This is a genomic window from Shewanella sp. VB17, from assembly GCF_013248905.1.
Classification (GTDB): Bacteria; Pseudomonadota; Gammaproteobacteria; order Enterobacterales; family Shewanellaceae; genus Shewanella.
In genome coordinates this window covers 4142966-4155208 of sequence record NZ_JABRVS010000001.1, presented here as the reverse complement: position 1 = coordinate 4155208, position 12243 = coordinate 4142966, and the positions used below count along the sequence as shown (strand labels likewise).

Below are 12243 nucleotides of genomic sequence, written 5' to 3'. Positions count from 1 at the left end.
TTAAAATAAGAAAAATGAGGAAGACCTTGAAAAGACTACCTGCCATATTGTTGTTGCTTGTACCAGTGATGTTTAATTGTACTCACATTTATGCTGCATCAGCCCAGACATCTAATCGCAATACTATCACCACAAATCAGATAATGAAGTTTGAATCGCTCAAACGCCCTGTTATTTCTGCAACAGGTGAGATATTTGCAGTGGAAGTTGCGCCTGATCGTGGTGACAGTCATGGCTTGGTTAAGCGTATAACGACATCAAGTCAGTTTATTGTAGAAGGGGGATCTAAGCCGAAAGTAAGTCGTGATGGTCATTTTGTCGCCTTTATTGTAGAGCCACCTTTGCTGAAAAAGGAAATGGCTTCAAACAAAGAGAATGAAAAATATAAGCTAGGCATGGTACTGCTCGACACTAAGACGGGTAAAGAAAGTCGCTTTGAACGTGTAAAAGAATTTAGCTTTAATGAAAGCGGTACACATTTAGCTATTTGGTTTGAGCCTAAAGAGAACGAACAAAGCGATGATAAAGATAAGCGAGTGGCAGATGCCAATCTAAAAACAAAGCGGACCGCGGATAAGTTTGATGAAGGCAGTGAGCTTAGATTAGTTTCCCTCCAAGGTGGTACCAGTCAAAAAATAGCCCATGTGACTCGTTTTTATTTCGATAAAGTGGGTAAGCATCTTGTTTTAGCAAGTAATAATATTAAATCAAAAAAGCATCAATTGGTGTTAGTTTCATTGGATAACAATAAGAAAGAAATTGTTCGCCAGTTTAATAATCAACAAATTGGCGAGGTTTCTTTAAGTGAAAATGGTCAATACATCGCTTTTACTCACGGTGATATCGAACAAGCATCTTATGGTCGTAGATATCAGCTTTCGTTATTGAATATAGCGACTCGAGAGGTCACTCCGACACCGGTATCTACAGATTGGAAGTTGAATCGTTATACACAATTGCATTTTTCTAAAGACAGTGAACGTCTTTTTTTTGGCCGAGTGCCTCATGTTAAGCAGCAAGTTGAGCTTAAGAAGATCACTAAACAGCAGGATCTCTTCGATCAACATATTGTCACCGAACAGCGCGGTTTGAGAATTTGGCATGGAGAGGATCCTCTTATTAAGCCTAATGAAATCAACAAATATGAGGAGGAGCTACAAAGAACGTATCTTGCAGTGTTGCATTTAAGAGAAAATAATTTAGTACAACTTGCCGATGCCCAAGTTCCTGATGTCCTCCTACAGGAGCAATCAAGATACGTATTAGCCAGTTCAGATATCCCTTATCGAAAGATGAGCACTTGGGCTGGTATTTATCGTGATTATTACCTTATTGATATTAATACAGGTCATAAGATATCTTTATTGAGCCAGCAGGATACAGAGCAGCAACCCACGTTGTCTCCCAGAGAGCGTTTTGTTGCCTATTACCAGCAAGGTGATGTCTACCTGTATGAGATATCTACAGCACGGCGCCATATCTTGACAAAAGTTTTACAGGTTTCTTTTGTCGATGAAGATCATGATTATCCATCTAGTGCTCCAGGGTACGGTTTTGGCCCTTGGTTAGAAGATGATGCAGGACTGCTTATCTATGACAAATATGATATTTGGCAGATGAACACGACTTCTTTTGAAGGTTTTAAACTGACGGCAGGAAAAGGGCGTAAACAGGGGATTCAGTATCGAGTGACTGGCTTGATTGAAAATGAGAATACCCCTGAAATATTGGCCGTTGATCAACAGGTATTACTGCATGGCTATAATGATAGAACAAAAGGTGATGGCTACTATCAAGCTAAAATAGGCACGGCTGGTGTGACGACTTTAATGACAGGTGATTATAAGTTAAAGATGTTAGCACGCAGTAAAAATGCCCCCAGGATCGTTTTCTCGAAAGAGCGTTATGATCTTTTCCCTGATCTGTATACTGCTGATGTCTTAGCACCGCAAAAAGCGATGCGTCAAACAGATTTTGATGAACAAAAACGTGCTTTTAACTGGAGTAAGTCAGAGTTAGTACATTGGACTAATGGTGATGGGCAACCACTTGATGGGGTACTAATTAAACCCACTCATTATAAAGAAGGTAACCGTTACCCTGTTATTGTTTATTTTTATCGGTTTATGAGTGACAGGCTTCACGCTTTTCCACAAATGAAGCTGAATCATAGACCTAACTTTGCCTGGTATGCCGATAATGGTTACGCTATTTTTCTGCCTGATATACGTTTTGAGGTAGGGTACCCAGGAGCAACCTCGGTACAAGCATTAACATCTGGTGTGCAAAAACTGATTGAAATGGGAGTGGCTGATCCTGATGCTATAGGGATCCAGGGGCATTCATGGGGTGGTTATCAGACCGCTTTTGCTGTGACTCAGACTCATATATTTAAGGCAGCAGTTGCGGGTGCACCAGTATCAAATATGACCAGCGCTTATAGCGGTATTAGACTGGGTACTGGTTTAGCTCGACAGTTTCAATACGAAATCGGACAAAGTCGTATCGGCGAAAGCTTGTTTAGCACACCACAAAAGTACATTGAGAATTCGCCAGTTTTTTATGCAGAACGTATTAAGACACCAATGATGATTATGTTTGGTGATAAAGATGACGCAGTACCTTGGGAACAAGGTATCGAACTTTATCTTGCTATGCGCCGCGCGGGTAAAGAGGTGATATTTTTGCAGTATGAAGATGAACCTCATCATCTGAAGAAATATGCTAATAAACTCGATTATAGTGTTCGTATGATGGAGTATTTTGATCATTATTTAAAAGGTAAACCAGCGCCAATTTGGCTCTCACAAGGTGAAGCATATTCTGAGTACAAGAAGGCTGATTAAGATCTCGTATTATCGCTATTGTTGGGGCTGATGAGACTAATTTAAGTAACAACATAATAAAGGATACAGAATGTTAACAGTTCCTAAGATAATGACAGAGCGAACAGTACTGACTTTATTACAGCATTACGAGTATCAAGTGTTGACCGATTATTACCAGAATAATCGATCACATCTTTCGCCATGGGAGCCTGAAAAAAAACAAGGTTACTTTGATGAATCTCAGGTTAGAGCAAGACTTCAGGCGAGTAACGATCTTTTTGTTGCAGGAGGAGCCGTCAATTTTGTTGCGCGTGGCAATATAGACAGAGATGGCGAGATATCAGCGGATCTGAATGGTCAGGTATTGGGTGTGTGTAATTTTACCAATATCATACAGGGCCCGTTTCAAGCTTGCTATCTTGGTTATTCAATTGATAAGACGATTCAGGGCCAAGGTGTGATGCGTGAGATACTGCTTGCAGGGTTAGGCTATGTGTTTAGCGAATTTAATCTTAATCGTGTAATGGCGAACTATATTCCTGACAATGAACGTAGTGGACGCTTGCTTGCTTCATTGGGGTTTGAAAAGGAGGGGCTGGCTAAATCTTATTTGAAGATCGATGGCAGGTGGCAAGATCATATATTGACGTCGAAGTTGAATACAGAGTTAACATAATGTAGTTCATATCTTATTTTTGGGGCACTTTAAAATACACATTATGTTGACTTGGTGTCTTTTGTTCTTTTATCTAGATATTTACTTTTGGAAGGTTTGATATAGCTAGATTTCAAGGTTTTTATTGGTTTTTGTTGTTGAAAATACCATTCTGTTAGTTGAATTGTCAATTTTGTATTTAAGTATTTAAGCATTTGATTTTTATGTTTAATTTAAATCGTTGTATTGGGATCTTCTAAAAATTTAGTAAATTATGACGATGGGCTTAAGCAATAAGAATGACTGGCAATTTAAATGCTGTAACCAAAAACATTAAGTATAAGAAACAAGGCTTTACTTTATTGGTGTTGATAAGAGCAAGGTATAGATAATGCTGCGGGCTTCTGATATCGCACTCACAACTATATCAATTTAATGATGGTACTTATGTTAGCGTCCAAACATCAAATTAGTCAAATGAACCCAACACCGAAAGATATTTACAACTTGTTATGCGATAAATAATCGATTCTGGATAAGAGATATTAAATGTTAATTAACCTCTTTGATCGCTAAAATAAGTCTAACATTTTGTGGTATAACATACCAGCTGCTAACAGGGGGGAGCGAAAAATAGGGCCTCCGGGGAAGGTCATATGCTGCACTTTATCAAAAATATCAAAACGTTCAGCTTGAGCTGTGAGGGCTTCGGCAATGAGTTTAGCCGCCATATGGGTGGCGTTGACACCATGGCCTGCATATGCCTGAGCGTAGAGAATATTAGGGCAATCCGGTAGTCGTCCGATTTGAGGTAAACGATTGGCGCCTATACCTATCATGCCACCCCATTGAAAGTCTATTGCCACCCCTTTTAATTGCGGAAACACTTTTTCAAGATTAGGCCGCAGAGCGGCTTGGATATCGTGAGGATCTTTACCCGAATAAGTACACAGTCCACCGAAGAGTAGGCGGTTATCAGCAGATAGATGAAAGTAATCGAGATCGATACGCAGATCGGCGAAGGCCATATTTTGTGGGATAATATCTTGGCATTGCTCGTCTGTTAATGGTTCGGTGGCTAGCAGATAACTGCCTGCTGGCAGTACTTTTCCTCCTACATAGCTGTTGATTTTATGACCAATGTAAGCGTTGCCAGCGAGCACCAAATATTGGCAGTTCACTTTGCCTTTGGCGGTGAACACTTGCGGTTTATTGCCTTTGATGATCTTTATCGCTGCGCTGTATTCGAATATTTTTACTCCAAGAGCCTTGGCAACTTTAGCTTCTCCAAGTGCTAGATTTAATGGGTGAAGATGGCCACTATTCATGTCGACCAAAGCCCCTTGATAACAGTTCGAGCCAATGACTTGTTGGATGTCGGCTTTGTCAAGTAGCGTAAAGCCTCGATCTTGGCCATGGGCTTGTAGCTCTGCTAAGTCCTGAGCCAGTTCAGTCATATGGCGAGACTTGATGGCAAGATCGCAATAACCCAGTTGCAGATCACAATCGATATTGTGCTCGGTGATACGTTGTTTGACAATATTGACCGCTTCGAATCCCATTTGCCAAATGGCGTTAACACCCTCATCGCCAATGATGTGTTTGAACTGCGCTGCATTGTGTCCAATACCTCGAATAAGCTCGCCGCCATTTCTTCCCGATGCGCCCCAGCCAATACGTTTTGCTTCCAAGAGCACCACTGAAAATCCTTTCTGTGCCAGTTCAATTGCAGTATTAATCCCACTGAACCCTCCGCCAATGATGCAAATATCGGCGTTAACGATTTCCTGTAGTTGGGGGTGAGCGCATAGCGCTTTAGCAGTGCTGTAATAGTAGGATGAGGGGTGATCATTACTGTGAATGGGATTACTGACGGGCATTACTTATCCATGCTTGTTTATTTTTATGGCTATGACTTATTTACACACTGTTTATTGTCAGCCAATGGGGCTTAACACAGCTTTGATGGTGTATATAATTCGCGATTGTGGATTATATTTAACATGCTTTTTTGTCTGATACAAATTAGTATGCCATTCTAATGGCATTATTTTGATACGAACATTCATGCATTTTTGACTATCAAGGCATTGAAATAGGAGAGGTTGATTTGGATATTGGAGCTAGTCTCAAAGCTGTCCGCAACAGTAAAGGGTTGTCCCAGCGAGAGCTTGCCAAAAGAGCGGGTGTGACCAATAGCACTATCTCTATGATAGAGAAAAACAGCGTGAGTCCATCGGTGAGTTCATTAAAAAAAGTGTTATCTGGGCTGCCTATGTCTTTAGTTGACTTCTTTTCGATGGAAAATACACTGACAAGTGAGTCTAAAATTGTCTATCGTAATGATGAACTATTGGATATTGGTGATGGTAATGTAGATTATAAGTTGGTGGGCAAAGATTACCCTGACAGAGCCATGTCAGTGATAAGTGAGACCTATCCTCCAGGATCTGATACTGGTGAAGAGATGCTTAAACATGAGGGAGAAGAGGCCGCGGTGGTGATTGAAGGCAAGCTTGAACTTACCGTGGGTGACGAAGTGTTTACTCTTGAGGTTGGAGATAGCTATTACTTTAATAGTGAAATACCCCATAGATTCAGGAATCCTTTTACAGACAAATGCCGGCTTGTTAGTGCAACCACTCCAGCCAATTTTTAATCGTATTTTATGAATAATATTATGTAATTATGTTTTGCTTTACCGGTTAAAGCAAAACCATTTCCTCCAGTCAATTTGTAAGCCATTAACTATTATATCGCTATGTTATAAAAGATTTTAGCTTTCTTTTATTGCTTCTTACATGCTGTTAATTGAATGCCTTTGTACGATTGCTTGTGATCTTTTTCCAGTGTAATGTTTTATAAAACAAGCAAACACTTATCTGCATTAAATACTGATATCTCTGATGTTAATGTTCCCATAAGTCGGTATGCATTGTGCGGCAAAATGAAATTGGTCGATTGTCCCTCAAGCTGAAAGTGAGTATTAATACTGGCGCTATGTGTGATGCATTGAAGATGGGATTTTCGGGAGGACTTTTTATTACATTAAGCGCAATCACCAAGATATTGAGGTAAGAATGAAAAAGTTAACTGCTTATTTAAAAGAACATAAAATTACAGAAGTTGAGTGCGTCATTAGTGATATGACTGGTATTGCGCGTGGAAAAATTGCTCCAGTGGCTAAATTTATTAATGAAAAAGGCATGAGAATGCCTGAGAGTGTGTTGTTACAAACGGTTACGGGGGATTATGTTGAAGATGAACCCTATGATGCATTATTAGATAAAGCTGACATCGATTTTATCTGTGTGCCGGATGAAAATGCAGTATTCAAACTGCCATGGACCATTGAAGCGACTGCGCAGGTTATTCATGATACTTTCGATAAAATGGGCAACCCCGTCGAACTTTCACCACGAAATGTGTTGAGAAAAGTGCTCAACCTGTATGAAAAAAAAGGGTGGAAACCTGTTGTTGCTCCAGAGATGGAGTTTTATCTTACTCGTAGAAATAAAGATCCCGATCAAGCACTTATTCCACCTATGGGTCGCAGTGGTCGACAAGAGTCTGGCCGTCAATCATTTTCAATTGATGCAGCGAATGAATACGATCCACTTTTTGAAGACATGTACGACTGGTGTGAAATTCAAGGGCTTGATATTGATACCCTGATCCATGAAGAGGGCACGGCCCAGATGGAGATTAACTTTAGCCATGGTGATCCTTTATCATTGGCAGATCAGGTTTTTGTGTTTAAGCGTACCTTGCGTGAAGCGGCGCTAAAACATGATGTATGTGCGACGTTTATGGCTAAACCTGTGGCCGATGAGCCGGGCAGTGCCATGCATTTACATCAGAGCGTGGTGGATATAGACACGGGTAACAATATTTTTTCTTTAGAGGATGGAAGTTATAGTCCCTTATTTTTTAGCTACATTGGCGGTCTTCAAAAATATATTCCGGAGTTTTTACCTCTGTTGGCCCCTAATGTGAATTCTTTTAGGCGTTTTCTTCCGGGGACATCTGCACCCATTAATCTGGAATGGGGTGAAGAAAATCGAACCTGTGGTTTGAGAATTCCTGAGTCTTCTCCTCAAAACTTACGTATTGAAAACCGTATTGCAGGCGCTGATTCCAACAGTTATTTAGCTATCGCAGCAAGTTTACTCGCAGGTTATATCGGCATGGTTGATGATGTTAAGCCATCAACACCAGTTCAAGGCCGAGCTAACGAGACTCGACAAAGCATCAGTTTGCCGCTGACATTAGAAGAAGCCTTAGTCGTGATGGCTGAAAGTACCGTGTGCCGTGAGTACTTAGGAGAAGTCTTTACTACAGGCTATATCGCCGTAAAGCAAGCTGATTTAGCCAGTTATAAGCGAGTGATCAGTTCATGGGAACGTGAGTATTTGTTGCTAACGGTTTAGCGATTCAATTTGGGTATTGTAAGCTGAAGTAAAGAGGGAAATAGGATAGCGTGTTATCGTAAATTGGGGGATAGGGACGCTATTTTCCCTTTAGGCTGTCTACATTGCTGATGTCGTTTTAAGGTGTAACATTGGTTGATAAATAAACTGACTTGATAGTGAATACTCACCGTTACTTATTGTGGACTGTGACGCTAAATCAAGGGGGTAGTATGAGCTTTGCTAAAAGTACAATGGTGTTGGTGTTAATCAGTATTGGTTTTTTATCCAGTATGGCTCTCACAGCGGAAGAAATTGTTAAGGTGTATAATTGGTCTGATTATATTGCCGAAGACACCTTAGTTAATTTTCAAAGAGAGACGGGTATTCGAGTTATCTATGATGTGTTTGATAGCAACGAAGTGGTTGAAGCTAAATTGCTTTCTGGTGGTTCTGGTTACGATATTGTAGTGCCATCGAATAACTTTTTGATTAAACAAATAGCAGCCGGTGCTTTCCAGCCATTAAATTCAGGTAAGCTTCCTAATGATAAATATTTAAAGCCAGAATTAATGCAACAGTTAGCGGCTGTTAATCTTGGGGGGCAATATGCTGTGCCTTATTTGTGGGGCACCACCGGGATCGGGTATAACAAAGCAAAAGTGCAAGACTTGTTAGGTGACGATGCACCTATTGATTCCATTGAGCTGTTGTTTAACCCTAAGTACGCAGAGAAACTGTCTAAGTGTGGTTTATCAATGCTCGATTCTGCTGATGAAATGTTACCTATGGCATTGGTTTACCTAGGGTTAGATCCTAACAGTACTAAAACTGAGGATTATAAAAAAGCTGGCGAAGTGTTGGATAAGGTAAGGCCGTTTGTGACCTACTTTCATTCATCACGATATATTACCGATTTGGCTAACGGGGATATTTGTATCGCGTTTGGCTATTCTGGGGATGTGTTTCAAGCGGCAGCTCGCGCCAAAGAAGCAGGGAACGGTCAGGTGATTGCTTACTCAATACCTAAAGAAGGGGCTAACCTGTGGTTTGATATGTTAGCGATCCCTGCTGATGCAAAAAACGTCGATAATGCGCATATTTTCATAAACTATTTACTTCGACCTGATGTCATTGCACCCATCACGGATCATGTTGCTTACGCTAATCCCAATGTTGCTGCTGAAAGCTTAATTAATAAAGATATCTTAAATGATCCTGCCATTTATCCTACAGCCGGAATATTAACACGTCTCTATGTTGCAGATGCTCGCCCAATGAAAGCTCAACGGGTAATGACGCGAGTTTGGACCAAGATTAAGTCAGGCTACTGAATACTGCCAATCTGGCTTTTAACGTGTAAGCAAATCGTTAGATACCTCTGTAGAGGTGTCTTTAGTGGAGAGTATTATGGCTAGTGCTTCTTGTATGCTTGATAGATACACAACCCAGTCCAAAACCAAGAAACAAGGGAAAGTGTTACTGAAAATTGAGCGGGTAAGTAAATTTTTTGGTGATGTTCGTGCCGTTGATGATGTGTCATTGAATATTCATCAGGGTGAGCTTTTTGCACTTTTGGGCGGTTCGGGTTCTGGCAAGTCGACTTTATTACGAATGTTAGCGGGTTTTGAACAGCCCTCAGAAGGCCGCATTGTGCTTGATGGCGTTGATATTACTCATATGCCGCCTCATGAACGCCCAATTAACATGATGTTTCAATCTTATGCTTTGTTTCCTCATATGTCAGTAGAGCAAAATATCGCTTTCGGTTTGAAACAAGATAGGCTATCAAAAAATGAGATAGTTGCCCGTGTGAAAGAAATGCTGGAACTGGTACGTATGCAAGACTTTGCTAAACGTAAACCGAGTCAGTTATCCGGCGGTCAGCGTCAGCGTGTAGCATTAGCGCGATCGTTGGCAAAACGTCCAAAACTGCTGCTACTTGATGAACCCATGGGGGCTTTAGATAAGCAACTAAGAACGCAAATGCAACTTGAAGTGGGCGATATTCTGGGAGCTGTTGGGGTGACATGTGTGATGGTGACCCATGATCAAGATGAAGCGATGATGATGGCTGAGCGTATTGCGATTATGGTTCATGGCTGGATAGCTCAGGCAGGCTCTGCGGTGGAAATTTACGAGAAACCCTCATCGCGTGTGGTGGCTGAATTTGTGGGCTCTGTTAACCTATTTGAAGGTAAGGTGCTTGTCGATGAGGTTGATCGTGCCATTATCAAAGCGCCTAATCTTGTACAGAATTTTTATCTTTCTCATGGTATCTCGACTCATGTGGAAGACAAGAACATCTGGTTAGCACTCAGACCTGAGCACACGCGTATAACCCGCGAGCAACCGCAAAGCGAGTTTAATTGGTGTGAAGGTGTCGTCAATAATATTGTGTACTTAGGTGGGACTTCAGTTTATTACATTCGACTAACGAACAATCAGGTTGTCCAATCTGTGATGACTAATCATGATAGACATTCAGATTTTCCAAGCTGGCAAGATAAGGTTTTCATCAGCTGGGAGGACACGAGTGCTGTGGTGCTCAGTTCATAAGAGATTTATTGATGAAAAAGCGATTTATATCTGTATTGCCTACAGGGCAATTTTGGACGATGGCAGTGCCTTATTTTTGGTTACTGTTATTTTTTGCGTTGCCTTTTACTGTGATATTAAAGCTCAGTTTATCAACTGCAATGCTCTCTATTCCACCTTATGAATCTTTGTTCAGTTATGCCGATGACTCCCTACAACTCTTGTTGAACTTAGGTAATTATTGGCTTATTTTCGATGATCCTTTGTATATGCATGCCTACCTTGGCTCATTAAAAATGGCCAGTATTACCACGCTAGCTTGCCTTATTATTGGGTACCCTATGGCCTATGCAATAGCCAGAGCGCCAAAAGATAAGCAAATTTTATTAATTTTACTGGTCATGTTGCCTTCGTGGACTTCATTTCTTATTCGAGTATATGCTTGGATGGGAATACTAAGTAACAATGGGGTGGTTAACAATTTCTTGTTGTGGCTGGGGGTTATCTCTGAGCCTATCCAGATGCTAAATACTAATTTTGCCGTCTATATTGGGATCATTTACACCTATCTTCCTTTTATGGTTTTACCACTTTATGCGACTTTATCTCAACTTGATGTCAGTTTATTGGAGGCAGCATCTGACTTAGGTTCTCGCTCGTTCAATACGTTTTGGAAAATCACATTGCCTTTATCTACTGGTGGAATAATTGCAGGAGCCATGTTGGTTTTTATTCCTGTTGTGGGTGAGTTTGTTATTCCTGAAATGCTGGGTGGTCCTGATTCGCTGATGATAGGTAAAGTCTTGTGGCAGGAGTTCTTTAATAATCGTGACTGGCCTGTTGCATCTGCATTGGCAATGGTGATGCTGGTGCTGTTAATTATTCCTATTACCTTGTTTCACCGTTATCAATGGAAAAGTATGGATCAAGGCACATGAGTCGCAAATTAAAGCATTTTAGTTTTTCGACGATAATACTTTGGTTAGGCATGGTTTTTCTTTATGCCCCGATGTTTGTTTTAGTGATTTATTCGTTTAATGAATCTAAATTAGTGACGGTTTGGGGCGGCGTGTCAGCCAAATGGTATGGAGAGCTTTTTAAAGATGAGCAGATCCTTGATGCGGTATGGATCAGTTTACGAGTCGCATTCTTTGCCTCTACCATGGCGGTGCTGTTAGGTACGATGGCGGCTTTAGTGATGACACGGTTCAAGCGATCGCGAAGTAAAATGACCTTGGCTAACATGATCACGGTACCATTAGTGATGCCTGAGATTATCACTGGATTGTCTCTCTTACTTTTATTTGTACAAATGGGGGATATGTTTGGTTGGCCAGCTGAGCGGGGTATGTTAACGCTATGGGTAGCACATTCAACTTTTTGTGCGGCTTATGTGGCCGTTATTGTATCTGCTCGCTTACGTGAACTTGATCTGTCTATTGAAGAAGCGGCTCAAGATTTAGGTGCTACACCATTGACGACGTTCTGTTACATCACTGTGCCGATGATTATGCCTTCAGTCGCGGCAGGATGGTTATTATCCTTTAGTCTCTCACTTGATGACTTAGTTATTGCCAGTTTTGCATCTGGGCCAGAGGCAACGACGTTGCCAATGGTGGTGTTTTCTTCTGTCCGCATGGGGGTATCACCTAAGATTAATGCGTTGGCGACACTGATCATTTTGACCGTCTCTTTGATCGCATTTATTTCATGGTATATGGCTCGTCGTGGTGCATTAAAAACCAAATATCCAGTCAACTAATTAGAGATGTAAAAATTGATGGCTCTGTAACCCAAAAGTATGGCTATTTAT

9 protein-coding genes are annotated in these 12243 nt (G+C 41.0%); 8 read left to right on the top strand and 1 reads right to left on the bottom strand.

Translation table 11 applies throughout. The features are described 5' to 3' along the window. The first annotated feature begins 26 nt into the window (after positions 1-26). Complete coding sequence (locus HQQ94_RS17975; RefSeq protein WP_375335701.1) at positions 27-2846, top strand: alpha/beta hydrolase family protein; 2820 nt, start codon at positions 27-29, stop codon at positions 2844-2846. Positions 2847-2916: 70 nt separating this feature from the next. After that, a complete protein-coding gene (locus HQQ94_RS17970) occupies positions 2917-3504 on the top strand; it encodes a GNAT family N-acetyltransferase (protein ID WP_173295707.1) in 588 nt (195 codons plus the stop codon). A gap of 551 nt (positions 3505-4055) precedes the next feature. On the opposite strand, the gene HQQ94_RS17965 is transcribed toward HQQ94_RS17970, so the two are convergent. Then, the gene (locus HQQ94_RS17965; protein WP_173295706.1) at positions 4056-5363 is read right to left on the bottom strand and encodes an FAD-binding oxidoreductase; all 1308 of its coding nucleotides are present in this window, start codon (positions 5361-5363) and stop codon (positions 4056-4058) included. 230 nt (positions 5364-5593) lie between these two features. On the opposite strand from HQQ94_RS17965, the gene HQQ94_RS17960 reads away from it, so the two are divergent. From HQQ94_RS17960 to HQQ94_RS17935, 6 genes are all read left to right on the top strand, one after another. Then, positions 5594-6142 carry a cupin domain-containing protein gene (locus HQQ94_RS17960; protein ID WP_173295705.1) on the top strand — a complete coding sequence of 183 codons (549 nt, stop codon included), beginning with the start codon at positions 5594-5596 and terminating at the stop codon, positions 6140-6142. 421 nt (positions 6143-6563) lie between these two features. After that, on the top strand, positions 6564-7913 hold the full coding sequence (locus tag HQQ94_RS17955; protein ID WP_173295704.1) for a glutamine synthetase family protein: 1350 nt from the start codon (positions 6564-6566) through the stop codon (positions 7911-7913). 212 nt (positions 7914-8125) lie between these two features. Further along, positions 8126-9226: a polyamine ABC transporter substrate-binding protein gene (locus HQQ94_RS17950; RefSeq protein ID WP_173295703.1), complete on the top strand. Its 1101-nt coding sequence runs from the start codon at positions 8126-8128 to the stop codon at positions 9224-9226. 76 nt (positions 9227-9302) lie between these two features. After that, positions 9303-10451 (top strand): polyamine ABC transporter ATP-binding protein, encoded by a 1149-nt coding sequence (gene potA / locus HQQ94_RS17945; RefSeq protein ID WP_173295702.1) that lies wholly within the window; start codon positions 9303-9305, stop codon positions 10449-10451. Positions 10452-10462: 11 nt separating this feature from the next. Next, positions 10463-11368 (top strand): ABC transporter permease subunit, encoded by a 906-nt coding sequence (locus HQQ94_RS17940; protein ID WP_173295701.1) that lies wholly within the window; start codon positions 10463-10465, stop codon positions 11366-11368. Next, complete coding sequence (locus HQQ94_RS17935) at positions 11365-12192, top strand: ABC transporter permease subunit (protein ID WP_173295700.1); 828 nt, start codon at positions 11365-11367, stop codon at positions 12190-12192. The genes HQQ94_RS17940 and HQQ94_RS17935 overlap by 4 nt, the downstream gene beginning before the upstream one ends. Positions 12193-12243: the final 51 nt, after the last annotated feature.